The 24,480-nt window shown below is 63.9% G+C and carries 24 protein-coding genes and 1 tRNA gene; 9 read left to right on the top strand and 16 right to left on the bottom strand.

Annotated elements, in window-relative coordinates; genetic code table 11:
* Positions 1 to 53: 53 nt before the first annotated feature.
* The 4 genes from torT to GJ695_RS12775 all read right to left on the bottom strand — a co-directional run bounded on the left by torT (position 54) and on the right by GJ695_RS12775 (position 5,600).
* Positions 54 to 1,196, bottom strand: a complete 1,143-nt coding sequence (torT, locus tag GJ695_RS12760) for a TMAO reductase system periplasmic protein TorT (RefSeq protein ID WP_229260422.1) — start codon at positions 1,194 to 1,196, stop codon at positions 54 to 56.
* Between the two features lie 3 nt (positions 1,197 to 1,199).
* A complete protein-coding gene (locus tag GJ695_RS12765) occupies positions 1,200 to 2,006 on the bottom strand; it encodes a substrate-binding periplasmic protein (RefSeq protein WP_154365246.1) in 807 nt (268 codons plus the stop codon).
* A 21-nt stretch (positions 2,007 to 2,027) separates the two neighbouring features.
* On the bottom strand, positions 2,028 to 2,948 hold the full coding sequence (locus tag GJ695_RS12770; RefSeq protein WP_229260421.1) for an alpha/beta hydrolase: 921 nt from the start codon (positions 2,946 to 2,948) through the stop codon (positions 2,028 to 2,030).
* Positions 2,949 to 3,143: 195 nt separating this feature from the next.
* Positions 3,144 to 5,600, bottom strand: a complete 2,457-nt coding sequence (locus GJ695_RS12775) for a TonB-dependent receptor (RefSeq protein WP_154365248.1) — start codon at positions 5,598 to 5,600, stop codon at positions 3,144 to 3,146.
* A gap of 258 nt (positions 5,601 to 5,858) precedes the next feature.
* Between GJ695_RS12775 and GJ695_RS12780 the strand changes: the two genes are divergently transcribed.
* Complete coding sequence (locus tag GJ695_RS12780; RefSeq protein WP_154365250.1) at positions 5,859 to 7,418, top strand: tryptophan halogenase family protein; 1,560 nt, start codon at positions 5,859 to 5,861, stop codon at positions 7,416 to 7,418.
* 31 nt (positions 7,419 to 7,449) lie between these two features.
* On the opposite strand, the gene GJ695_RS12785 is transcribed toward GJ695_RS12780, so the two are convergent.
* Entirely contained in the window at positions 7,450 to 8,592 is a 1,143-nt protein-coding gene (locus tag GJ695_RS12785) for an MFS transporter (protein WP_154365251.1), read from the bottom strand.
* Between the two features lie 131 nt (positions 8,593 to 8,723).
* On the opposite strand from GJ695_RS12785, the gene GJ695_RS12790 reads away from it, so the two are divergent.
* Positions 8,724 to 9,623 (top strand): hypothetical protein, encoded by a 900-nt coding sequence (locus GJ695_RS12790; RefSeq protein WP_154365253.1) that lies wholly within the window; start codon positions 8,724 to 8,726, stop codon positions 9,621 to 9,623.
* A gap of 86 nt (positions 9,624 to 9,709) precedes the next feature.
* Here the strand turns inward: GJ695_RS12790 and GJ695_RS12795 are convergent, their stop codons facing one another.
* Genes GJ695_RS12795 through GJ695_RS12805 form a run of 3 tightly spaced genes read right to left on the bottom strand, consistent with a single transcriptional unit; the run spans position 9,710 to position 11,495 of the window.
* Positions 9,710 to 10,693 (bottom strand): alpha/beta fold hydrolase, encoded by a 984-nt coding sequence (locus GJ695_RS12795; RefSeq protein WP_154365255.1) that lies wholly within the window; start codon positions 10,691 to 10,693, stop codon positions 9,710 to 9,712.
* The gene (locus GJ695_RS12800; RefSeq protein ID WP_154365257.1) at positions 10,693 to 11,070 is read right to left on the bottom strand and encodes a GFA family protein; all 378 of its coding nucleotides are present in this window, start codon (positions 11,068 to 11,070) and stop codon (positions 10,693 to 10,695) included. The genes GJ695_RS12795 and GJ695_RS12800 overlap by 1 nt, the downstream gene beginning before the upstream one ends.
* A gap of 17 nt (positions 11,071 to 11,087) precedes the next feature.
* On the bottom strand, positions 11,088 to 11,495 hold the full coding sequence (locus GJ695_RS12805) for an organic hydroperoxide resistance protein (protein WP_154365259.1): 408 nt from the start codon (positions 11,493 to 11,495) through the stop codon (positions 11,088 to 11,090).
* A 144-nt stretch (positions 11,496 to 11,639) separates the two neighbouring features.
* On the opposite strand from GJ695_RS12805, the gene GJ695_RS12810 reads away from it, so the two are divergent.
* From GJ695_RS12810 to GJ695_RS12820, 3 genes are all read left to right on the top strand, one after another.
* Entirely contained in the window at positions 11,640 to 12,086 is a 447-nt protein-coding gene (locus GJ695_RS12810; protein WP_154365261.1) for a MarR family winged helix-turn-helix transcriptional regulator, read from the top strand.
* Between the two features lie 76 nt (positions 12,087 to 12,162).
* Positions 12,163 to 12,720, top strand: a complete 558-nt coding sequence (locus GJ695_RS12815) for a hypothetical protein (protein WP_154365263.1) — start codon at positions 12,163 to 12,165, stop codon at positions 12,718 to 12,720.
* Positions 12,717 to 12,935 (top strand): hypothetical protein, encoded by a 219-nt coding sequence (locus GJ695_RS12820; RefSeq protein WP_154365265.1) that lies wholly within the window; start codon positions 12,717 to 12,719, stop codon positions 12,933 to 12,935. The genes GJ695_RS12815 and GJ695_RS12820 overlap by 4 nt, the downstream gene beginning before the upstream one ends.
* Before the next feature lie 135 nt (positions 12,936 to 13,070).
* Here GJ695_RS12820 and ltrA read toward each other — a convergent pair whose 3' ends face one another.
* The 3 genes from ltrA to GJ695_RS12835 all read right to left on the bottom strand — a co-directional run bounded on the left by ltrA (position 13,071) and on the right by GJ695_RS12835 (position 17,139).
* The gene (ltrA, locus tag GJ695_RS12825) at positions 13,071 to 14,738 is read right to left on the bottom strand and encodes a group II intron reverse transcriptase/maturase (RefSeq protein WP_154365267.1); all 1,668 of its coding nucleotides are present in this window, start codon (positions 14,736 to 14,738) and stop codon (positions 13,071 to 13,073) included.
* 17 nt (positions 14,739 to 14,755) lie between these two features.
* Positions 14,756 to 14,829: transfer RNA gene (locus GJ695_RS12830), tRNA-Gly, on the bottom strand.
* Positions 14,830 to 15,705: 876 nt separating this feature from the next.
* A complete protein-coding gene (locus GJ695_RS12835) occupies positions 15,706 to 17,139 on the bottom strand; it encodes a sulfatase-like hydrolase/transferase (RefSeq protein ID WP_166455397.1) in 1,434 nt (477 codons plus the stop codon).
* A gap of 218 nt (positions 17,140 to 17,357) precedes the next feature.
* Between GJ695_RS12835 and GJ695_RS12840 the strand changes: the two genes are divergently transcribed.
* Positions 17,358 to 18,593 carry a M20/M25/M40 family metallo-hydrolase gene (locus GJ695_RS12840; protein ID WP_154365271.1) on the top strand — a complete coding sequence of 412 codons (1,236 nt, stop codon included), beginning with the start codon at positions 17,358 to 17,360 and terminating at the stop codon, positions 18,591 to 18,593.
* The gene (locus GJ695_RS12845) at positions 18,590 to 20,140 is read left to right on the top strand and encodes a tetratricopeptide repeat-containing glycosyltransferase family protein (RefSeq protein WP_154365273.1); all 1,551 of its coding nucleotides are present in this window, start codon (positions 18,590 to 18,592) and stop codon (positions 20,138 to 20,140) included. The genes GJ695_RS12840 and GJ695_RS12845 overlap by 4 nt, the downstream gene beginning before the upstream one ends.
* On the opposite strand, the gene GJ695_RS12850 is transcribed toward GJ695_RS12845, so the two are convergent.
* From GJ695_RS12850 to GJ695_RS12865, 4 genes are all read right to left on the bottom strand, one after another.
* On the bottom strand, positions 20,130 to 20,795 hold the full coding sequence (locus GJ695_RS12850) for a DUF799 domain-containing protein (protein ID WP_154365275.1): 666 nt from the start codon (positions 20,793 to 20,795) through the stop codon (positions 20,130 to 20,132). The two genes, GJ695_RS12845 and GJ695_RS12850, sit on opposite strands and share 11 nt — an antisense overlap.
* Positions 20,792 to 21,163, bottom strand: coding sequence for a DUF4810 domain-containing protein (locus GJ695_RS12855; RefSeq protein WP_229260420.1), 372 nt, complete (start codon positions 21,161 to 21,163; stop codon positions 20,792 to 20,794). Before GJ695_RS12855 ends, GJ695_RS12850 begins: the two co-directional genes overlap by 4 nt.
* 10 nt (positions 21,164 to 21,173) lie before the next feature.
* Positions 21,174 to 21,851 carry a CsgG/HfaB family protein gene (locus GJ695_RS12860; RefSeq protein ID WP_154365277.1) on the bottom strand — a complete coding sequence of 226 codons (678 nt, stop codon included), beginning with the start codon at positions 21,849 to 21,851 and terminating at the stop codon, positions 21,174 to 21,176.
* 82 nt (positions 21,852 to 21,933) lie between these two features.
* Positions 21,934 to 22,821, bottom strand: coding sequence for a LysR substrate-binding domain-containing protein (locus GJ695_RS12865; protein WP_154365279.1), 888 nt, complete (start codon positions 22,819 to 22,821; stop codon positions 21,934 to 21,936).
* A 101-nt stretch (positions 22,822 to 22,922) separates the two neighbouring features.
* On the opposite strand from GJ695_RS12865, the gene GJ695_RS12870 reads away from it, so the two are divergent.
* Entirely contained in the window at positions 22,923 to 23,321 is a 399-nt protein-coding gene (locus tag GJ695_RS12870; RefSeq protein ID WP_154365280.1) for a tautomerase family protein, read from the top strand.
* Positions 23,318 to 23,872, top strand: coding sequence for a DUF4865 family protein (locus GJ695_RS12875; RefSeq protein WP_154365282.1), 555 nt, complete (start codon positions 23,318 to 23,320; stop codon positions 23,870 to 23,872). Before GJ695_RS12870 ends, GJ695_RS12875 begins: the two co-directional genes overlap by 4 nt.
* On the opposite strand, the gene GJ695_RS12880 is transcribed toward GJ695_RS12875, so the two are convergent.
* A partial coding sequence (locus tag GJ695_RS12880) for a flagellin (RefSeq protein WP_267874265.1) occupies positions 23,869 to 24,480 on the bottom strand: 612 nt, incomplete at its 5' end. The genes GJ695_RS12875 and GJ695_RS12880 overlap by 4 nt on opposite strands.

A 24,480-nucleotide genomic window follows, 5' to 3' on the forward strand; every position in this document is an offset into this window, starting at 1 on the left:
TGGGAATCCACATAGATTAACGCAAGACGCCGCCGCGTGGGCGTACGGTACGCTTATTCCCTGGACGGGTCGTAGGACAGCTGCACGCGGTAGCCTTCCGGCGCGATCGAGGTATCAAAAGGATAGTTAGCCAGGTTCTGCTGATCCAGCATGCCAAGCTTGACCAGGATGGTGTGCGGCTGCTCCTTGGTGCGTCCTTCCAGCAGGTTGACGGCGGCGTTGATGGCGACGCGCGCCTGGCTCACGCCCTTGGTGTCGGCCGCCGCGTAGATTTCCCTGGTGCGGACCAGTTGCGCGATTTCGCTGGTCAGGTCGAAGGCCACCACACGGATCTTGTCGTCCAGTTTTGCCGCCTTGATGGGCCCCAGCGCCGCCGGCGCGCAACCGGTGCAGCCGAGGATGTAGTCGAGCCGCGCGCCATGCCTGGCGACGATGCGCTCCGTCAGCTGCGATTGCAGTCCGCGCTCGCTGTCACCGTAGCGGATGTCGAGGATGTTGACCTCAATCGGCGCCTCCTGCGCCGCGATGCGCGTGCCATCCACCTCGCCCTTGACCCAGCCGGCGCCCAGTGGCCCCGGCAGCAGGGCGATGTTGATGGTCTTGAGGCCGCGCTGCTGTGCGTCGCGGATCACCCAGCGCGTCGCCTCCATGCCCATGCTGCGCAGCGAGGTGGTCACCTTCAGGTTGAGATCATCGCTGCGGCTGTCGTTGGCCAGCTCCAGCACCTGAATCCCCGCCGCCCGCGCCTTGGCGATGGCGCTGTTGGTGGCCGTCATGCTGATCGGCGAGACCACGATGGCGTCATATCTGGCGGCGATCGCCTCCTCGATTTTTTGCAACTGGCCATGCAGGTCGTCGTAGCCGGCCGCCGGCAGGATGTCGACCGCCACGCCCAGTCGCTTCGCCTCGCTGATGACGCCATAGGCGCAGCCGCTCCAGTACGGATCTTTGGTATGCGGGAACAGGAAGGCGATGCGCCAATGCTTGCTGGCGCGGGCGGCCGGGGCGTACACGCCGGGCACCACGCGGCCGCTGGCCAGCGCGTCGTCGGCGGTGCCGTTGGCCTGCACCGGGCGGAAGATGGAACTGACCGGTATCGGCGCGAACTTCGCGGCGGCCTGCTGCGCCAGCGCCGGCGCCGCACTCAGGGCCAGCGCCCCGCATATTGCCAGGTGAAGGGAGTGTTTGGTCATCATGGTTTATCCACGTTTATCGGTGCAGCCAGCGGGCGGTCTGGCGCCGGCGTCGCCCGAGGGCACCAGCACGCCGTTGCGCGCGCCCAGCCGCGCCAGTTCGCCGGAACGGACCATCTCGGTGAACAGGGCGTTATAGCGGTCGCGCACGGCGGAGAATCTGGCCTCGCGCGGGAAGGCCAGGTAGCCGTCCAGCTGTGTAATGTCGGGACACAGTACCGTCAGCGCGCGCTCCAGGTGCAGGCCGCCGATCAGTTCCGTGCTGTTGCGTTGATTGGTGGCCAGCAGTTCGACGCGGCCGAGCGCCAGCATCTGCACGCCGTTTTCCAGCTGCGGCACTTCGCTGATGTCGAGCAGCGGGCGGGCCTGGTCGAACTGCGCGCCGTAGTGCCAGCCGCGCACGGCGGCGATGCGATGGTTCTTCAGCGCGGCCAGGTCGCCGCGCCATGGCGGATTGCTGTCGCTGCGCGCGTAGAACACCATGCGGTCGCGGTAAAACGGATGATCGATGAAGGCGAACTGCTTGAGACGTTCCGGCGATTTATACGGACCGACCAGGATGTCGGCCTGGGCCCGTTCCACCATCGCCAGCGCGCGCGGCCACGGATAGAGCCTGAAGCGCACCGTGTCGCCGGCACGCGCGGCCAGCGTGCGCAGCACGTCCACGCCCAGTCCGTGCCACTGGCCGTCCGCTCCCTGTTCGAAGATGTGGCTGAAGGTCGTGCCCACCGCCAGCCGCTCGACCGCATGGACCGGCGCCGACGCCATCGCGCCCATCGCCCATGCCAGCAGAAGAGAGATTGTCTTTCGCATATGGCTTCATACTAGCATGAGCTAAGGCAAGTGCCGATGCAAGAATGCCACGCTGGCATCGACCGTCGGCTGCAGCCACGGATCGAACAGCCAGAACGAGTGCGGCGTATCGGGCAGCACCACCTTGTCGCTGGCGACGCCGACGGCCGCCATCTGCGCCATCATCTCCTCGCGCCCGGCCGAGAAACGCGGCTGCGCGCTGCCGATGAACAGGATGGGCGGCATGCCGGCATGCACATAGCGGATCGGCGACGCCTCGCGCCACAGCGCCGCCGTCTCGGCATAGCGGCCGCCGAACCAGGCGCCGGCCGATGAGGGGTTCTTCTTCGGATCGTCCTCGTACCTGAGCGCCAGTTCGGAGGTGAAGTCGGACAGGCCGTCGATGTTGATAATGGCCTTGACGGCATCGCCGGCCGTGACGCCGGCCAGGCTGGCGATCTGGCCGCCGGCCGAGCCGCCCGCCAGCGCGATGCGGTTCGGGTCCAGCCCGAATTCCGCCGCATGCGCGCGCAGCCAGCGCACGGCGGCCTGCACGTCCTGCACCGCCGCCGGATAGCGCGCCTCGCCGGACAGGCGATAGCTGACCGTCACCGCCGCGTAGCCATGCTGCGTGAGGCGCAGCGCCATCGGCACGAACTCCGAGCGGAAGCCGGCCTTCCAGCCGCCGCCATGCACGAACACCACCACCGGCAGCCTGTCGCCGGCGGGGCGGTACAGATCCAGCTTGAGGCAGCGCGCGCCGTACTGCGCGTAGGTCAGGTCGGCGGTCTTGCGCACGCCGGCCGGCAGTGTGTCGCCGGCGATCTGTATGGCCGGATAGTCGCGCACCAGCTTGTCGTAGGTATGCGGCGCATCATAAGTATTGGACGGATCAGGCGCCGGCTCCGAACACGGGAGCGCGGCCACCAGGGCAGCGGCAAGCAAAACACTCAGGACAGGCATCAGCACCTCGGCGTCAACAATACAGTCCCAAAGTATAACCCCGACCGAAAGGGTCTGACCCCGTACGGGGTCAGACCCTGGCCGCAGCGATGTGCGGGTCTCGCCAGCACCCAAACAAAAAAACCCCTCGGCCGATGAAGGCGCGAGGGGTTGCAAAACCACAGACAACACTGGACTACATGAAAAACTCGGTGCTTAGAACGAGCGGCCCACGTTGATGCCGAAGGTACGCGGCGGCAGGTACTGCGCCTGCCACGGACCGTTGGCGTTCATGGCGCTGGTCTTGATCTTGCCGTCTTCGACATTGCGGACGAAGGCGTCGAAGTACCACTTGGCGGCAGCGTCGTAACGCAGGCCGATGTCGGTACGGTTGTAAGCTTTCTGACGATCCGGCTCACCCAGGTTGAACACGCTCAGCCAGCTGGCGGTTTCGTAGTGGGTGCTGATGCGCGGGATCAGCGTGCCATCGGCCAGTTCGAAGCTGTGCTGGTACTGCAGCTGCATGGCGAACTTCGGCGCGTGCGGCATGTCGTTGCCGGTCACGTCCAGGCAGGTGCTGATGCCAGGGATCGAGCAGGCCGGCAGCACATAATCGTTACTGCCGCCGATCAGTTTCTTCAGCGTGGCGTGGGTGTAGGCGGCGGTGAACTGCACGCGGTCCACCGGCGTGATCTTGGCGGCGATCTCGGTTTCCAGACCCCATACATTGGCGCCTTCGGCGTTGTTGGTGGCCAGGCCGCGGGTGCCGTCAGGATTGGTGACCGGCGCGCTGAACTGGAAGCCCTTGAACTTCTCGTAGTAAGCCGAGTTGTTCATGCGCACTTTGCCGCCCAGGAAGGTCGATTTCGAACCGACTTCGTAGTTGGTCAAAGTCTCCGAACCGTAAGGACGGCCGCCGTCCTGCAGGCCGCCGGACTTGTAGCCGGTCGATACCGACGCGAACACCATGTTGTTCTTGTCGATGTCGTAGCTGACGCGGCCCAGGCCGGTCAGCTTGTGGTCCTTGTAGACGCCGTCGTTGTTCTGGTAGGTGGTGAAGCCGTTACCCGGCGCCAGCGGATTCATCGAAGGATTCACCGGCACTTGCGGCGCGCTCAGGTCGCTCCAGCCGTTGTTGGTGCCGCCGATGTTCTTGCGCTTGTCCGAGGTGTAGCGGAAGCCGCCGGTCAGGTGCCATGCGTCGGCGATGTTCCAGGTGGCCTGGCCGAAGGCGGCGGTCGAATCGACGGTTTCCTTCGGCTGGATGAAGGAACCCTGCCAGCTGACGGTGCCCTGCTCGGTGCCGTTCATGATCGGGATGTCGAAGCGGATGCTGTTGTCTTCGTTGGCGTAGTACAGGCCCAGCAGCCAGTCGACTTCACGCTTGCCGGTCGACATGAATTCCAGCTCATGGCTGTAGTTCTTGTACTTGGAACCGACGGTGTTGTTGGCCTGGTAGCCGGCGCTGGCGCTGCTGGTGGCGGTGGTGAAGCTGGTGGCCGGATTGGCGCCGCCGTCCTGGTCGAAGGTCGACGAACCGTTGAAGCGCGAGTAGCCGGCGATGTAGGCCATCGCGATGTCCGGATTGATCTGCCAGTCGACGCGGCTGCGCACCGAGTTCGATTCGCGGTCCACGCTTGGCGCGGTGTCGACCAGCGCCGACCAGAAGTCCTGGCCCGGACGCTGCTGTTGCAGCAGATTGATGCTCGGGGTGCCGCGGTCGATGTAGTGCTCATACGAGATGTTCCACTTCAGGTCAGCCGACGGCTGCCACAGGAAGCTCAGGCGCGCCGCGCTCTGGTCCTGGGCGCTGTACTTCTTACCCATGCGCACATAGTTGTTCGGATTGATCGGCTGGAAGGCGATCGGATTGGTCGGGTGCGCCGTGTTCCACGCCGCGATCACCGGTGCGGCGGCAGCCTGCTGCGCCGCCAGCGATGGGATTTCCGGCGCCTGGAAGTCGACGTAGCCGTCGTGCTGCTCGTGCACCACCGAAACGCGCATCGCCATCGTGCTGTTGATCGGGATGTTCATCGCGCCGCGCGCGCCGATGCGGGCGTAGTTGCCGTAGCCCAGCTCGAAGTTGCCGGCGTTGCTGCCGATTTCCGGCTTCACGGTCTGCATGTTGACGGCGCCGACGGTGGAGTTGCGGCCCCACAGCGTGCCTTGCGGGCCGCGCAGCACTTCAATCGCGTCCAGGTCGAACAGCAGCGCGGTCGCGCCTTCCGGACGCGGCGAGTAGACGCCGTCCACGAACGACGCCACTTCCGGGTCGGCGTATTCGGTCTTGGCGGAGTCGTTGCCGATGCCGCGCATGGTCATGGTGATGACGCCGTGGTCGCCCTGGCCGGTGGCCGAGAAGCCCGGCACCAGGTTGACGACGTCCTGGATGGTCTGGACGTGGTTGTCGTCCAGCGCGGCGGAATTCAGTGCGGTGACCGCAACCGGGGTTTTTTGCAGCGACGTGGTGCGCTTGGTCGCGGTCACGAACACTTCGGTGATCTTGCCGCTGTCGGCGGGTGCGGCCTGCTCGGCGGCTGGCGCGGCCTGGGCGGCTTGCGCATCGGCTGCTTCGGCGGCATAAACAGAGGTGGTGCCGGCCATCAGGGCGAGGATGGCGAGCGAAATAGGCGTCAGCAGACGCTTCCCGGATTGCGGTACGTGCAGGTTCATAAGTCTCCTTTTGCGGAGCGATCGCCAGGGGGTGAGGCGGTGCTACCATTTATCGTGGAAAACGATTTCAAGTTGTTTGAAATCGATTTCAATTTTTCTGAAATCGTTTTCTGTATTTGTGAAATCGATTTCATGGTACATAATCCCGGTTACAGATGTCAATTTAAAAATTGTAGCAGCGTTGTATCACTTGCGCAGTCGGCCATCCGCCAGAGTGACAGTGCTGACTTGCCCAGTGACACAGGAGACAAAATCGCGATGAAAACGTTACCAAAAAATGCCGTCAAAGAAGTCCTGATCGTTGGCGGCGGCACCGCCGGCTGGCTGACTGCCTGTTTTTTAGCCAAACAACTGGGCGCCGGCGCGGACGCCGACAGCGTCCGCATCACACTGGTGGAATCCAGGGACATCGGCATCATCGGCGTTGGCGAGGGCACCTTCCCCTCGATCCGCGGCACCCTGGCCACCATCGGCATCGACGAAGCGCGTTTCATCCGCGAGTGCAACGGCACCTTCAAGCAGGGCATCCGTTTCAACCACTGGGTGCGCGAACCGGGCGCCAAGGGCGCCGACCACTACTTCCATCCTTTCAGCCTGCCCAGCCAGCGCCCCGGCGGACCGGAACTGCTGCCCTACTGGCTGCAAGGCGCGGCCGGCGACGGCGTGGCGTTTGCCGCCGCGGCGACCATGCAGAAGCGCGTCGCCGATGCGTCGCGCGCCCCGAAGCGCCCGGGCGACGCCGACTTCACCGGACCGCTGAACTACGCCTACCACTTCGACGCCGGCAAGTTCGCCGCCCTGCTCTGCACCCACGCGCAATCGCTGGGCGTGCGGCATGTGCAGGCCACGGTGGAACGCGTGGCGCTGGATGACGACGGCGCCATCGGCGCGGTGCATACAAAGGAAGCGGGCGTGCTGACGGCCGACCTGTATATCGACTGCACCGGCTTCCGCGCGGCGCTGATCGGCGAGGCGCTGGGCACCAGCTTCCGCAACATCAACGACGTGCTGTTCGTCGACCGCGCGCTGGCGATGCAGGTGCCCTATGAGCGGCCGGACGCGCCGATCGCCTCCTACACCATCGCCACCGCGCACGAGGCGGGGTGGACCTGGGACATCGGCCTGCACCAGCGGCGCGGCATCGGCTATGTGTATTCGAGCCGCCACACCGACGACACGCGCGCCGAGGAAATCCTGCGCGGCTATATCGGCAAGCCGGCCGAGGACCTCAATCCGCGCCAGCTCAAGCTGAATGTCGGCTACCGCGAGCAGCATTGGGTGAAGAACTGCGTGGCGGTGGGCTTGTCGGGCGGCTTCCTGGAGCCGCTGGAATCGTCGGGCATCGGGCTGATTGAAACGGCGGCCTACCTGGTCAGCTACCTGTTCCCGCACGACGGCGACTTCGCGCCGGTGGCCAAGGTGTACAACGAGATGATGAAGGCGCGCTACGAGCGCATCGTCGATTTCGTCAAGCTGCACTACTGCCTGACGCAGCGCCGGGACAACGCCTTCTGGATCGACAACGCCGACGCCGCCAGCATTCCGGACTCGCTGCAGGACAAGCTGGCCATGTGGCGCAAGCGCGCGCCGCACCGCATGGACTTCGTGGTCGATTACGAGATGTATCCGCCATCGAGCTGGCAGTATGTGCTGTACGGGATGGAGTATCCGACGGCGTTGTACGCCAACGCCCGCACGCTGCCGCGCATGGAGGAGGCGCGCCAGGAATTCGCCATGATCGCGCAGGTGTCGCAGCGCGCGCTGGCCGACCTGCCGGACCACCGCGCCATGGTGGAGCACCTGCTGCGACGTCACTGACCCCGCCGTTCCCGCGCAGGCGGGAACGACGCTACCCGGCGCGGGCCGCGCCCAGCCGGGCGCTGGCGGCGATCAGCAGCATGAAGCAACCAAGGCCGCCGAACGCCAGATTGAGGCTGGACGCATGCGCCACAAAACCGATCATCGCCGGCCCGGCCAGAATACCAACATAACCCAGCGTGGTCACCGCGCCGATGGCCAGGCTGGCCGGCATCGCGCTCTGATTGCCGGCTGCCGTGAACAGGATCGGCACCACGTTCGACGCACCCAGACCGATCAGCACAAAGCCCACCAGCGCCAGCGGCGCGGACGGCGCCAGCACCGACAGGAAGAAACCGGCCGCGCCGCACAAGCCGCCGACCAGCAGCACGCGCTTGCCGCCCAGCGCGCGCACCACGCGGTCGCCGGTCAGGCGGCCCAGCGTCATGGCGATGGCAAAGGCCGCGTAACCAAGGCCGCCACGGCTGGGGTCCAGCCCCTGCTCCGTGGTCAGCAGCAAAGCGCTCCAGTCGAGGATCGCGCCTTCGGCCAGGAAGGACAGGAAGCACAGCGCGCCGATGAAGATCACCGCGCCGTGCGGCACCACGAACAGCGGCGCATCGCGCTCGGCCGCATCCGGCTCGCGCAGCAGATGCGGCGCGCTCACAACCAGCGACAGGGCCACCAGCGCCGAGATCACCGCGGCGGACGCGGTCGGCGTCATGCCGGCCCACAGCATCAGCGCCATCAGTCCCGCGCCGATAAAGCCGCCGACGCTGAACAGGCCGTGGAAGCCGGACATCAGCGAACCGCCGCTTGCGCGCTCGACGATCACCGCCTGCACATTCATCGCCACATCCAGCGTGCCGATCGAGGCGCCCACCGCAAACAGCGTCGCCCCCAATAGCAACGGCGTCGACGCATACGCCAGAAACGGCACGAACAGACAGGTGAAGGCGCCGGAGATCAGCACCACCAGCCGGCAGCCGTAGCGCGACGTCAGCAGGCCGGTGACCGGCATCGCCACCAGCGAGCCGCCGCCCAGGCACAACAGCAGCAGGCCCAGTTCCGCCTCGCCGAGCGCCAGCCGCGTTTTGGCGAACGGCACCAGCGGCGCCCAGGCCGCCATGGCCAGGCCGGCCGCCAGAAAGGCGAGACGGGTGGATAAACGCTGCTGCGGGCCGACTTGATTCATGCGCGATCGCCTTCCATGGATGAGGCCCACAGTATAGTCAATCCGCACCAAGATGGCGCATATGTTGGAGCACGAACATACCACTTGCCAGCCGCAGCGCATGATGGCTTCACCAACAATAAGGAGCTACCATGCAAACACAACCTCTCAACGCCGGCGTCGCTGTCGCCACCACGGCAAACGGCGACGGTAACGCCTCCGGAGTATCCTGGGGCGCCATCCTGGCCGGCGCCGCCGCTGCCGCCGCGCTGTCCTTCATCCTGCTGATCCTCGGCATGGGCCTGGGCCTGTCGTCGGTCTCGCCCTACCAGTACAACAGCACCCCGCTGGGCACCGCCAGCATCGCCTGGATCGCCTTCATGCAGCTGGCCGCTTCCGGCATCGGCGGCTACATGGCCGGCCGTCTGCGCGTCAAGTGGGCCAGCATCCATGGCGATGAAGTCTACTTCCGCGACACCGCCCACGGCCTGCTGGCCTGGGCCGTGGCAACGCTGGTGACCGTGGCCGTGCTGGCCGGCGGCGCACGCGCCGCACTGAGCGGCGCCATCGACACCGGCGCCGCCGTGGCGACCGCCGCAGCCCCTGCCGCCGGCGCCGCAGCCGCCAACGCCGGTGGCCGCAGCAACACCTACTTCGCCGACATGGTGCTGCGTTCGCCGAATGGCGACGTGGCCACCGATGCGCAGCGCAGCGAAATCAACCGCATCCTGATCACCGATATGGCTTCGGGCAAAATCAGCGGCGAAGACCGCGTCTACCTGGCGCAACTGGTTGCCAAGCGCACCGGCATGACCCAGGCGGAAGCTGAACAGCGCGTTGACCTGATCTACGCACAGGCTACGCAAGCGGCCAACGAAGCCAAGGCCAAAGCCATGGCTGCCGCTGAAGAAGCCCGCAAAGCTGCCGCCCACTCGGCGCTGTGGATGTTTGTCGCCCTGCTGCTGGGCGCCTTCATCGCCGCCATCTCCGCCATCGCCGGCGGCCGTAACCGTGACCACGCCCGCGTGCTGGTCGTGCAACGCACCATCTAAAACAAGGAGAACACCATGCGTTCGATCTTACTGCTGTTACTGGGCATCCCCCTGCCGATCGTCATCCTGATCGCCCTGTTCGTGCGTTAAAGCCTGTCGGCGTCGATCACCGCCTGCGCAAAGGCCTGCGGGGCTTCCTGCGGCAGGTTGTGGCCGACGCCACCGGTAATCAGTTCGTGCCTGTATTTGCCGGTGAAGCGTTTCGCGTAGGCGGCCGGCTCCGGATGCGGCGCGCCGTTCGCATCGCCTTCCATGGTGATGGTCGGCACGCTGATGTTCGGCGACGTGGCCAGCTTCGCTTCCAGGTCCGCATACTTCGCCTCCCCCTTTTCCAATCCCAGACGCCAGCGATAGTTGGATACCGTGACCGCCGCATGGTCCGGATTCTCCAGCGAGACCGCGCTGCGCGCATAGGTCGCATCATCGAACTGCCACTGCGGCGAGGCCAGCTTCCAGATCAATTTCGCGAACTCGCGGTGATTCTTTTCGTAGCCGATGCGGCCACGCTCGGTGGCGAAGTAGAACTGATACCACCACTGCAGTTCCGCCGCCGGCGGCAATGGCTGCTTGCCCGCTTCCTGGCTGCCGATCAGGTAGCCGCTGACCGACACCAGCGACTTCACGCGTTGCGGCCACAGGGCGGCGACGATGTCGGCGGTGCGTGCGCCCCAGTCGTAGCCGGCCAGCGTCGCCTTGTCGATCTTCAGCGCATCCATCAGCGCGATCACATCGGCCGCCAGCGCGGCCGGCTCGCCATTGCGCACCGCTTGCGGATCAAGGAAACGCGTGGTGCCGTAGCCGCGCAGGTGCGGCACGATGACGCGATAGCCTTGCGCGGTGAGTTTCGGCGCCACCTCCACAAAACTGTTGATGTCGTATGGCCAGCCGTGCAGCAGGATCACCACCGGGCCGTTGGCCGGGCCTTCGTCGACATAGCCGACATTCAGCTCGCCGGCGTTGATCTGCTTGATGGTGGCGAAGGTGGCCGGCTCCGCGGCCTGGGCCTGGCCGGCCAGGGCGGCGATAGCGAATGCGGTGGCGGCGACGATGTTGCGGTAGGTGGTGTTCATTATGCGTCCTCCAGGATAACGGTGGAAAGGCTGGCGCCATCATTGACGCCGGCATCGAAAGAATAAGGATCGACGCCATCGAGGCAGCCGATGTTCACGCGCCACAGCAAGGGATCTTTGCGCGTTTGATGGAAGGGATAAATCCCGCAGTACTTGCAGAAATAATGCCTGGCCACGCGGGTGTTGAACTGGTAGAGGGTGAGCGCATCCTCGCCCTGGATGATCGTCAGACCGGCGGCCGGAAACAGCGGTGACATCAGCGCGCCCTTGCGGCGGCACAGGCTGCAGTTGCAGCGCGCGGCCGGCGTCAGCACGCTGCGCACTTCAAACTTCACCGCGCCGCAATGGCAGGAACCGTGGTGGACATCGTTGGACATGATGCGCTCCCCCTTCTTCAGACCAGGTTGATCTGCACGTCGATATTGCCGCGCGTGAGCTTGGAGTACGGGCAGTTCTGGTGGGCGCCGTCGACGATGGCGCGGGCGGTGGCGCTGTCCACGCCGGGCAGGCTGACGTTCAGGCGCGCGGCCAGGAAGTAGCCGCTGTCGTCGTTGTTCAGATCGACTTCCGCATCGACGGCCAGGTCGGCGGGCAGCGTCACCTTCAGCGTGCCTGCCACCAGACCCATGGCGCCTATGAAGCAGGCCGACCAGCCGGCGGCAAACAGCTGCTCGGGATTGGTGCCGTGACCCGCGCTGCCTGGCGAAGACAGCTGGATATCCAGACGGCCGTCGCTGCTGCGCGCGGCACCTTCGCGGCCGCCGGTGGTGTGGGTTTTGCCGGTGTACAGAACTTTGCTCATGGTGAATTCCTTTGCGTGGATTAATTTAAATCGCATCCGATAGAAGCGCATGCGTTGCATATTACCAGCAAATCTGGCCATGTCAAGCAATTCCGATTAAATCGCATCCGATGTATAATCCGCTCATCGACAAGGAGGTGCACCATGAGCAAACCGACCACGCCGCAGCTGGCCGACTTTCTGTGCTTTGCGGTTTATTCCGCCAATCTGGCCTACGGCAAGGCGTACAAGCCGATCCTGGACAAGCTGGGGCTGACGTACACGCAATACATCGCCATCATCGCGTTATGGGAAGAAGACAACCAGACCGTGAGCGGCCTGGGCGAGAAGCTGTTCCTGGAATCGAACACGCTGACGCCGATCCTGAAAAAGCTGGAAGCGATGGGCTACGTCCACCGCGCCCGCGATCCCGCCGACGAGCGTGTGGTGCGCGTCGGCCTGACCGCCGAAGGCCGCGCCCTGCGCGAAAGCGCCCTGCACATGAACCTGCGCGACGCCACCGGCCTGACCGCCGAAGAATTCCCTGTCCTGCAAAAAGCCGTCGTCAAACTGCGCAACAACCTGGTGAAGGCCGCGCCGGGCAAAGGTTAAGCAATACCGACTAGCTCAATATCGCGTTCGCCAGCCATGCCAAGATTGCTGACGAACGCGATATCGGGAGTCGGCGATGTGGAGCAATCAGTCACCGTGGGACTTTTCCATTTACGACAAAGCGACACCACGTTGCCCACCGAGCGGAGCGACTCCCGCGCAACTTGCGGCCCTAGCCTGGGAAAATCAGGTGCGACACGAAAAAATTGAACATGGAGCATTCTTCGATGCCAAAGGCGTGATAATCCTGGCGAAACAAGGACTACAATCAAGTGTCGGTTTTACCTTGGTCGAACTTCAGAGAGTGAACGGCACCCTGTTCAGCCACAATCATCCCAGCGGACACTCATTCTCTGCTGGAGATATTGTACTGAGCAGTGAATGCAAACTGGTCGAATTACGCGCAGTAAGCCCAGACTGGCGGCATTTCATGCGATTCAAAAATGGCTGGCCTAGCCGGCCAGCCATCCTGTGGGAACAAAAACGCGCTGAACCGCAAGCGAAAGCGGACGTGACACATGAGATCAGAGCCGGCCGCTTAGATCCACGATACGGGACTTGGGAAATCAGTCACAGGATCGTGGCGCAGATCGCGGCCAAGTTTAATATCCTCTATCAACGGGAGCCCTCATGAACAACGATCGCTTCATGCATGACCTGGAAGACTACTTAGCCAGCCAACGCATTCCAGCAGGCTGTGAGGACTGTGTCGTGGTGCACACGCAGGGCCTATATGTATGGATGCGGCCGGAGCAAGTCCGGCCAGATGAACTGATCTGCTTCTACGATGGGGATTACAGACAAGTGCTGTTGCCAACCGACCCTAGAATAAAAAGCAGGTTCCAATAAGATGAAGTGGAGCGGGTGAAGGGAATCGAACCCTCGTATGAAGGAGGGTAAGGAGGCTGCCTCGCGGCAGCCCCCTCCCCTAAGAACCGTACGTGCAAGTTTCCCCGCATACGGCTCAAGCAATCCATCAGTACCCTACTTGTACATAGAAATACCGGCAGGGCCGTACTTCTCATTGATATGGTGCTGCATGTGACAGTTTGGATGCAGCAGCATCAGGTTGGTCAGTTCATCCGATCCACGCTCAGAACGCTTGACGATGTGATGCAGATGCCATCCCGTCTCGCGTGTAATCTTCTGTTCGCACACCGGGCACCGCCCTTCCTGCCACCACCACAACCACCGCAGTTTGTAACGCCCCTCCAGAGTCCGCCCCATCCGCTGCGCTAGCCGTTTGGAAAAATACGCATCGTCTTTCGGATCGTACGGATTTGCTGCACCATTGATCTTGATATGGACGTACTTCCTGTATCCATCCAAGACCGGCAACAGCTTGTCCTTGTCCGCGAACCGCCACTGCCGTCCCTTTACACACCTGAAGTAACGCTGTTTGATCCACCGCTTACCTTTGGTGGGATGGCGTCTGCACGCCCAGCGCCACAACGCTTGCCAGATTTGATGGTCACACTTTGCAAACGTTCGGGTCGTGTTCTGGCTGCGATGATAGTTGGCCCAGCCTCTGATGACTGGCGTGAGTTCATCTATCACCGTGCCCGGAGCCACGGCCTTCATCGACTTCAGCAGCACACGAATCTTGTCCAGAAACGCTTTGACGTTCTTCTTGGCGGGACGAACCAGCAGTCCTTCCGCAAAGAGCCTGACGTTCCAACCCAGAAAATCAAAGCCCTCGGTCACATGCGTGATCTTGGTCTTTTTCTCTGACAGGACTAAACCTCTGGCAGCGAGAAATTCCACCACCAAGGGTCGAACTTCATTCTCCAGAAACTCTTTCGAGCTGCCGGTGATAACGAAGTCGTCCGCATACCGCACCAGATTGACCTTCGCGGCTCTCGCATCCCTCACTGTACGAAACAGCGAAGTCAGCTCACTTTGAAGACCATCCAGCGCCAGATTTGCCAACACCGGGGAGATGATGCCTCCCTGCGGCGTACCGGCTTTAGTCAGGAACAGCTTCCCCGTCTCGATAAACCCTGACTTCAACCACTTCCTGAGAACCCCTTTGTCCATGCAGACATTGGAGATCAGCCAGTCGTGACTGATATTGTCAAAACACCCTTTGATATCCCCTTCGAGAACCCACTTCGGCGACGCCTGACGTCCCAGCACATTGCGTACTTGAACGATCGCATCCGCCGTCGAACGCTCCCGCCTGAAGCCATAAGAATGAGAATCGCCAACTGTTTCGGCAACTGGGTCCAGCGCCAATAGATGCAGCGCTTGCATAGCCCGATCCCGCATGGTTGGAATGCCCAACGGACGTTTCTCGCCATTTGCTTTCGGGATGTAGATGCGACGTAATGGTAAGGGCTTGTATCCCGATGTTTTGAGATCGTTCAAAGCCTCCCACTTCGCCTCCGGGGTGCTCCAGGTTTGTCGATCCACACCAGGAGTTTTCCGGCCATGATTCTCCGTCACCCGCCTCACAGCCAAGGCCTTCGCCCCGGTGGATTTGGTCAGGAGTCTCTGCAGGGAGCGCGCTTTCCGCCATGCACCTGCCTGTGCTGCCTTCGCAATGCGTGTCTGTATCCTCGCAACAGCCTGATACACCTTTACCCACGGGATAGCGTGCCAAGATGTCCAGCCTGCGGAGGCAATATCACAATCGTATTGAATTGCGTCCATATCAACCTCCGGTCGATTGGAGCGGGTGAAGGGGATCGAACCCTCGTCGTAGGCTTGGGAAGCCTCTGCTCTACCATTGAGCTACACCCGCACATATCCCAGAAAGGGATAGACGCACTATGCCCCCGACGGGGAGTACGTTATCCCCATTGGGTGCGATCAAACAGACCTGTCTTGCGACAGATCACCAGATGGAAGTCTGCACACTTTCGTGTCGGAGCAATCATTTCATCTCCTATCCCCTTCATTACAAAGAGGCGTTCGCTTTTTCCATCTTCCTCTACCTGCTACGGCATCAGATCATCTTGCGATCATCCTTGTCTGCCAGACTGGCCAGACGCCACATCAGGCTTACCTCGTTCCGTATCAGTAACAGAGTTGGGACGGTTCTGCCTTTTCGCCGGTGATACTCATGTCAGCGTGTCCGCACCAAGCAAACGAACATCCGATCACATCGAGCCCTGTAACCATTGCAAGCGGCTCGTCCAGCTTTACGACGTTTAACAGCAGTTCACATTACATTAACCATCCAACTCAGCCTAGCGCCTCGTTCAACTGCAACTGTTGAACTCACGCCTTTCCCTCACGGGATACGGCCTACCCCGAAGGGTGGCTACGTTGTCAGAGCGCTTAGCACCCCGCCGTTACCAGCGACGCACCGCTCCTAGGCTACTGAGGGCTGAACCTCAGGTTCCATCCCTCTTTTTCAAGAGGTAGAACAATTACTGCTACGGCCTTCGCCGTCGATACATCTCGCGACGTATCCTCCTTAGAGCTATGTTTCTGTACAACCACCGCGATGGTGGTGATCACTCGCGTGATCGCGTGGCACAGAGGTTATAGCTAACCTTGACCCGGTTCGAGTCGCACGCTTGGGAAGCTGCCGTTCTACCATTGAACTACACCCGCGTTGCGTGCATTCTACGCGGCTTTGCGCAAGCTTGACAACTTGCGCGGCCGGGCGACGCTAGTTGTCCGACTCCGCATCCGACCACAAGGCCATGTACTGGTCCGAGTGGTTCATCAGGCTTTTGTCCATGTCGGTGAAGCGGTCCTTGGGTGGTTGCAGCGGATGCGCATTGAAGCCGCTATAGCCCAGTCCCATGCGCCCGTCCGCCAGCGAGAAGCCGGTGAATTCCAGGATGGTCGGCATCAGGTCGAAGTGCAGCAACTGCTTGCGGTTCGGCGCCGGCGCCTCGGCCGAGATGAAGCTGTTGAAGATCGTCCGGTCAGGCAGCGCCTCCAGTTGCTCGGTCAACGGATTCTTGCGCGACAGGTGGTCGCCGAGGATGACGATATTGGTGTCTTCCAGGTAGCCGTTGTCCTTGGCATAGCGCACAAAATCCGCCACCTCCGCCGCCGTGCAGGTGATCACGCCGGCAAAGCCGGCAAAGCCGCGCTGCGCGCAGCTGGCCGACAAATGGCCTTCCGGTTCGTGCGTGTCGACCGTCAGCAGCGTCAGGTTGAATTTCTGCTTGCTGGCCGACAGTTCGCGCAGCTTGGTTTTGGCGCGGCTGAACAGGTCGCCGTCGTACAGTCCCCAGCCGTTCATCGCGCTCTCCGGCACGCCGCTCTTGATCCATTCCTCGCGGCCGTACACTTCATGATAGTGGTGCTGGTTGAGGAACTTGTCCTTGCCGGCAAAGCTGGTCGAGGCGCCGCCCATGAAGACGTTGCGATAGCCCTGCTCGGCCAGCAAGTCCGGCAGGCAGACTGCATTCTTCATGAAGTTGTTGATCACCTGCCCCTGCGTGTTCGGATCGAACAGCGTCACGCGCTCCAGCGGCACGCCGCACTGCGTGGCGACGACGGCGGCGATGGTCCAGCCGGTGCCCGGCACCTGTTCATAGCTGGAAAAACTGGCGCCGTGCAGATCGGTCAGGGGCGCCAGCAGATCGTGGCCGAACACCTTGCGCTCGGCGTAGCCCTGCTCCAGGCTTTCCACGTAAATCAGGATCAGGTTCTTCGGCTTCTGCGCCACCAGCGGCACCGAGCGCGGCGGCACGTAGTTGGCGGCGAAGTAGTCCGGGCCGAAGTCCGAGGTCAGGTACTTGAACGCCGACACGTCGCACATCCAGAACATGGTGGCGCTGAACACCACCAGCAGCGGGAACCATTTGTTCATGCGCGACAGGATGGCGCGGCAGCGCTGCGAACGCCGCGCGACCACGCCGCGCCCACGGCGCTCCATGTAGCATAGCAGCGCGAAGAAGACCAACGGCGCCAGCACGCACCAGCGGAAGAAGCGGTGCGTGACCGCCGGGTCCACCGTGTTCATCAGCTCGACGCCGAAATTCATGTGATAGGTGATCTGTTCGATATCCGGCTTGCCGAACGAACGGTGCAGCCAGTAGCTGAAACAGAACAGGAAGATGCCCAGCAAATACATACTGCTGCGCATGAGGCGAGACCCGCTGGTCTTGACGGAAGGGAGAGCGATTTTCATGGGAACACGGGGTCGTGGTGTTAAGCCATCATCCCAATTGTGTTTGTCTGAAAAATTGCTGGCTGTTGCCGTTTTGTATCGAAGTGTGTTGCCGTGCTTACACAGATTTACTTCGCAAACTTTCTGTAAATCCTGCACAATATCCGGGCACGTCAGACCATAAAGGATGTTCCATGAAAGTAGTTGCAGGTTTCAGCCTGGCGCTGGCCTTTGCCGCGCCGCTGGCCTTCGCCCAGGACGCGGCGCCCGCCGATCCGATTGCCGTGCTGGTTAGACAGCTGACGCTGGACAAGTACAAGGCCACCATCAAGAGCCTGACCCAATTCGGCGACCGCCGCCAGGGCACGCAACGCAACCGCAACGCACTCGACTGGATCGAGGCGCAGCTCAAATCCTATGGCTGCACCAATACTGAACGCCTGCAATATCAGTTCACCCAGGCGGCGCCCGACGCGCCAGCAGCGCGCCGCGCGGCCGGCTTGCCGAGCGGCGGTGCCGGCGGCCCGCCAGGCCAGGGCGGCAGCACGCTGTTCGGCAACCGCATGCCCACCGGCGTCAATACCGATCCGATGCGCCAGCCGGACCAACGCCTGCGCGCGCTGAACGCGGAGCATACGCCGGTCGGCACCTCGCCGCGCGAGAACGTCTACTGCACCAAGGTCGGCAAGACCCATCCGGAAGAAATGTACATCGTCAGCGCCCACATGGACGGCATCGGCTTCGGCGAAGCGGCCAACGACGACGGCTCCGGCACCGCGCTGGTGATGGAGCTGGCGCGCATCTTCAGCATGCCGGGCGTGGAGACCGACCGCTCGATCCGCTTCATCCTGTGGAACAACGAGGAAACCGGCCTGAATGGCGCCGCCGCCTACGTCGAGCAGCGCAAGGATTTGCAGGGCGTCGAAGCGCCCAAGGGCTCGGGCAGGTATCCGGAGCCGAAGTGGCTGGGCATGATCCAGCACGACATGATGATGTACGACCACGGCATGCCGATTCCGCAGCAGGACGCCAGCGGCAAGACCGTCTACGTGTCGCCGCCGGAACAGCGCCTGGAAGCCGACGTCAACATCGAGTACCAGTCGGTCTCGACGCAGGCGGAAGGATCGGCCAAACTGGCCTGGGCCTTCCGCGCCGCCAACGACAAGTATGCCACCAACTACCCGGCCGCCGTCGGCTTCCACATGACCAACACGGATTCGACGCCGTTCATGAACCTGGTGCCATCGATTTCGCTGCGCGAGAACGAGCGCGGCCAGCAGATCGGCGCCGGCTGGAATCCCAACTGGCACCAGCCGACCGACAACTACGACACCTATTCCGACAAGGACTTCCTGCTGGGCCTGAACGCGGCGCAGACCACCTTGTCCGGCGTGGCGCAGCTGGCCGGCGTGCGCATCCAGGCAAAATGACGGCGTCCAACGACACGCTGGCACAAGCCATCGCGCTGCATGCGCGCGGCGAGCTCGATGCCGCCGCCACGCTGTACTTGCAGATCATCCGCGCCGAGCCGCAGCACTTCGACGCGCTGCACATGCTGGGCGTTTACTCGCTCCAGACCGGCAACCTGCCGTCGGCGCACAAGCTGATCCGGCAAGCCATCGCCGTCAATCCGCAGGACGCGCTGGCGCAGGTGCACCTGTCGGCGGTGCTGCAAAAGCTGGGACGCCACGAAGAAGCGCTGCTGGCGATCCAGCAGGCGCTGGCGCTGGCGCCGGACCATCAACTGGCGCTGGAAAATGCCGCCGCGCTGCTGTCGGCGGATCTCAAGCGGCCGCAGGAAGCGCTGCCCTTGCTGGAGCACGCGCTGCGTCTCAACAGTGACAACGCCACCGCATGGAACAACATGGGCTATGCGCTGGTCGAACTGCGGCGCTGCGACGAAGCGCTGCTGTGCCTGGAACGCGCGCTGCAACTGCGGCCCGATTCCGCACTGGCCTGGTACAACCAGGGCAACGCGCTGCAACTGCAAAATCGCCTCGGCGAGGCGCTGCGCAGCTACGACGCCGCCCTGGCGCTGCAGCCGGACATGATCGATGCGCACTTTGCCCAAAGCCTGTGCCGCCTGCTGGCGGGCGACCTGGCGCAGGGCTTGCCGCAATACGAATGGCGCTGCCGCAAGTCCGCCTTCCACAGCCGGCACACCGCGCAAGCGCGATGGCTGGGCGACACGCCGCTGGCCGGCCAGACGCTGCTGGTGGACGCCGAACAGGGCTTCGGCGACACGCTGCACATGGCGCGCTACCTGCCGCAACTGGCGGCGCAAGGCGCGCGCGTGATCCTGCGGGTGCAGCCGGCGCTGTTGCCGCTGCTGGCCGGTTCGCTCCACGCCGAGGCGCAGGCCGACACCTCGCCGCTGCCGGCATACGACTGCCATATCCCCATGCTGAGCCTGCCGCTGGCCCTCGGCGCCACGCACGGCAACTTCGCGGCCGATGCGCCTTACGTGCAGGCGGACGAGGCGCGCAGCGCGCAATGGCAGGCGCGGCTCGGCGCACGCGGGTTGCCGCGCATCGGCTTGGCCTGGGCCGGCAATCCCAAGCACGACAACGACCGCCAGCGCTCGATACCGCTGGCGCAGCTGTGCCGCCTGCTGACGCCGGACCGCGAATTTATATCGTTGCAGCGCGACCTGCGCGCAGCGGACCGGCTGCTGCTGGCGCGCACGCCCGCGCTGCGCGCTTATGCCGATGCACAAACCGATTTCGCCGAAACAGCCGCGCTGGTGGCGCAACTGGATCTGGTGATCTGCGTCGACACCGCCATTGCCCACCTGGCGGGCGCCATGGGCAAGCCGGTGTGGCTGCTGCTGCCGTTCGCGCCCGACTGGCGCTGGATGCTGGAGCGGGAAGACAGCCCGTGGTATCCCTCCATGCGCCTGTTCCGCCAGCGCCGCGACGGCGACTGGGACGAGGTCATCGACCGCGTCGCCGCAGCGCTGGAAGAACTTACTGCGTAGCGTACTTGGCCGAACGCGGGCCGTACAGCAGACCGTTGTTATAGCCCGCCGACAGCAGGCGCGTGCTGGCCACGCCGGCAATCGGATGCGACTGGTCGGTGGTGCTGTTGATGACCTGCTTGACGGCCGCCGCCACCAGCGCGCCGATCAAGCCGCCGCCGCCATTGTTGCCGCCTTCATTGCTGGAGGCGCTGGCCGCGCCGGTCCAGAGCACGGTGCCGCTTTTCAGGTCCACCAGCCTGGCCTCGGCCGCCACCACCACCACGCTGTCCAGCACCGTATAGGTCGAACCATACTTGGTAATGGTGATGTACAGGCCGGCGTCGGCCCCGAAGATCTCCTGCAGCTTGGCCGGCGGCAGGGCATGGATGTCAGCCGCCACGGTCATGCCGTTCTGCTTGAAGGTTTCCCCCACCAGCGCCACCGGCAGCACGTAGTAGCCGGCTTCCGCCAGCGGATAAGTCACCTGCGCGTAAACACTGTTGCCGGCGTTGACTTCCGGAGAATTGTTCAGCGGCGGCAGCACCAGGATCGAGCGCGGCTTGGCGGCCTTGAAGGCGGTGTAGTCATACGCCGCCGGCTTGTTGCTGGCGCAACCTACGGCCAGCACCATCGGCGCCACGCAGGCCGCCAGTTTCAGGAGTCGCTTGATCATATCTTTTCACCCTTCTTTACTTTCGACAGCAGGAAGTCCATATAGGCCGTCGATTCCGGGAACAGTTTTTTCTCGTCCTCGAACTGCGCCACCATCTGGTCCGACTTGCCGGTGAGCGAATACAGCATGCCCAGGTGGGCGTGGAAGCCCGGCGGCACCGATGCGCCCTTGGCGCTGATGGTTTGCAACGCTTTTTCCATCTCGGCGATCTGCTGGTCCGGACTCTCGCCCTTCAACTGCTGGTAGACCTGCGGCTGATAGCCGTCCCAGCCGTACAAAGTCTTCGGCGGCGAAGCGCAGCCGGTCAGGAAAGCCGCGCCGGCCAGCGCCAGCACCAGGCCGGCGCGCTTGATCATTGTTGCTTGCATGGCGGCCTCCTTATTTGCGCAGGTTGAGCGCGCCGGCATCGACGCCAGCCACCAGCTTGTCCACCGCCTCGCGCATGGCCAGGTCCAGCACCTTGCCGTTCAGCGTGGCGTCGTAGCTGGCGGTGCCGCCAAAGCCCAGCACCTCACGGTTCGACAGGCTGTATTCGCCGGCGCCGGCGGTCGAGTACACCACTTCCGACGTCGCAATGTTGACCACGTTGAGCGTGACCTTGGCGTAGGCGACCTGAGTCTTGCCGCGGCCCACGATGCCGAACAACTGATGGTCGCCGACTTCCTTGCGGCCGAATTCGGTCACGTCGCCGGTGACGATGAAGTCGGCGCCCTTGATCGATTGCGCCTGCTGCTTGAAGCCGGCTTCCTGCTTCATTTCCGCCAGGTTGTCGCGGTCCAGCACGTTGAAGCGGTTGGTCTGCTGCAGGTGCGAGATCAGCACGGTCTTGGCCTGGCTGCCCAGGCGGTCGACGCCGTCGGAGAAGATGCCGCGCATGAAGCTGGAGCGGTTGTCGAACTTGCCCACCGCGATCGGCGAGCGGGGACCGGCATACGGCTTGGCGGCACTGGCCACCGTGGCCACCGCCACTGCTTGCGAACTCTCGGTGGCGCAGCCAGCCAGTGCCGACGCAGCCAGGGCGAGTGCCAGCAGCTGGATGGATTTCAGTGTTTTCATTATTTTCCCTAAAGTGAATTGGATTCTTACTAAACAACAATAATTCCAAAGGGAAATTTTATAGATTTATAAGACTGATAATCTATCCAATAGTCACAACCGCCTGCAGCACGATGTCGTGCAGGCGCTGCGCCGGTGGATGCAGTTCCGCCTCGGCGCGGTACAGGCGCAGGCCGATGTCGGGCAGTGGCGGCAGCGCCGCCGTCTCCAGCAAGCGCACCGACGGCGGCAGGCCCACGGTGGTGCGCACCGTCACGCCCAGCCCTGCCGCCACCGCCGCCCACACGCCGGACAGGCCGGGACTGGTGAAGGCGATGCGCCACGGTATGCCGGCCTGGTCCAGCGCGTGCGTGGCGGCGCTGCGCATCACACAGGGCGCGTCCATCACCACCAGCGGCAACGGCGCCTGCACGTCGGCCCGGGCCAGCGCCGGCGCGAGACGCGCATCGTCGGCCGCGCCGATCCAGCGCATGGCCAGGCGCCCCACGTCCACAGCATGCGGCGTCGCCGCGCCCCCTTCCCAGGCCAGCGCCAGGTCCAGGCGGCCGCTGTTCAGCAGTTCCAGCAATTCGGTATTGCGTGCCGCGCGCGCCTCGATGCGCACGCGCGGATGCACGCGCACGAAGCGGCCCAGCACGTCGGTCAGCACGTGCTCGCCAAAGTCCTGCTGGATGCCGAGCCGCACGCTGCCCGCCAGGTCGGCGCCGCGCACGGCGGTGGCCGCTTCATCGTTGAGTTCCAGCAGGCGGCGCGCGTAGCCGAGCAGCGATTCGCCGGCCGGCGTGGTGACCATGCCGCGCCCTTCCTTGCGCAGCACCGGCGTGCCGAGCTGGTCCTCCAGCTTTTTCAGCTGCGCGCTGACAGCCGAGGTGGAGCGGCCCAGCTTGTCGGCCGCGCGCGCGAAGCTGCCCATGTCGACACCGGTGACAAAGGTGCGCAGCACGTCGAGGTCAAAGGTGATGCGCCGCATAACCATCCTGTTTTATTGAACTGTTTATCAAAATATTCCTGATTTTCAGGATTAACTTAGCGCTGTATCGTGGTCCTGTCAATCACGAAAGGAGGCATACCATGCCCATGAGCCGCATCTCTCTGCTGAAAGGGAAGTCGCCCGAGTATCTGCGCGCGCTGGCCGACAGCCTGCAACGCGCGATGGAGGAAGCGTTCAACGTGCCGAAGAATGACCGCTTCCAGCTCATCCACCAGCACGAGCCGCATGAACTGATATTCGACCGCAGCTACGGCGGCGGCCCGCGTTCGGACGATTTCGTGCTGATCGCCATCACCACCGGCAAGCCGCGCAGCACGGCGGTCAAGCAGGCCTTCTACCGCCGGCTGGTGGCCGAGCTGGCCGAGTCGCCGGGCATGCGGCCGGAGGACGTGATGGTGGTGGTCACCACCGCGCAGGGCGACGAGTGGTCGTTCGGCGGCGGCCTGCCGGCCGCCTCGCTGCTGGCGCCGCAGCCATGATCGCCATGCAGTACGGCTTTGTGCTGCCGGCCGACTACGACATGGCGCTGGTGCGCGAACGCATCGCCACCAAGGGGCCGCTGCTGGACGATCTGCCGGGCCTGGTGTTCAAGGCCTACCTGCATGCGGAGACGCCGGAGAAGAGCTATGCGCCGTTCTATCTGTGGCGCGACGAGGAGGCCATGCATGGCTTTCTCAACGGCCCGGCGTTCGCCGGCGTGGCGCGGGCCTTCGGCTGGCCGTCGGTGCAGACCTGGACGCCATGGCATGCGACCGTGGGCGGCGACATCCGCTCGGCGCGCATTGCGACGCGCAGCAGCGCGGCGATTTCGCCGCATGCGGCGCTGGCCGAACGGCACGCGCAGGAACAGGCGTATGCGCGGCAGGCGCTGGCGCAAGGCGCGCTGGCGGTGGTGATCGGCTTCGAGCCGGTGACCTGGACAATCACGCGGCTGGCCCTGTGGCGCGATGAGGCGGCTGCCGAAACCCCGGCGGCGCAGCGCTACCACGTCGGCCACGTGTCCGCGCCCGGCGCCCGACGGCCGGCCTAGCGCAACAGTTGCAGCACCTGCTTCGGCAGCGCGTTGGCCTGCGCGACGATCGCCGCGCCGGCCTGGCTCAACACATCGCTGCGCGTGAGCTGCGCCGATTCGTTCGCGTAGTCGGTGTCCATGATGCGCGAGCGCGCCGCCGACAAGTTGTCCGCCGTGTTGTCGGCATTGCTGGCGGCCGCCGTCAGCCGGTTGCTGACCGCGCCCAGCTGGGCGCGGACGTCGTCCACCTCGGCCAGTTTGCCGTCGAGGTAATCCAGCGCGTCGCTGGCGCCGCTGTGGGTGGACAAGTCCATCGGCGGCTCGCCCGGCGAATAAATATCCTGCAACTGCATGTCCGGCGGCCCGATCACCACCGCCGCCGACGAACCGGCGGTCATCCCCGCCTTGGCCGGATTGGCGCCGCTGATCCGCAAGCTGTGGTTGCCCGGACGCGGGGCCTCGGTGACGGTCAGCGCGCCCTTGTTGGCGCCCGGCGTCAATCCCAGCGACGCCAGCGCGCCGGCCGACGATTCGGTCAGCACGATATCGCGGCCGTCGGCGGCGGTCAGCGTCAAGGTGCCGCCGTTGGCGCTGGCGCTCACGCCGCTGCCGGCGGCGCTGATGGC

This window comes from Duganella alba (assembly GCF_009674495.1).
Lineage (GTDB): Bacteria > Pseudomonadota > Gammaproteobacteria > Burkholderiales > Burkholderiaceae_D > Rugamonas > Rugamonas alba.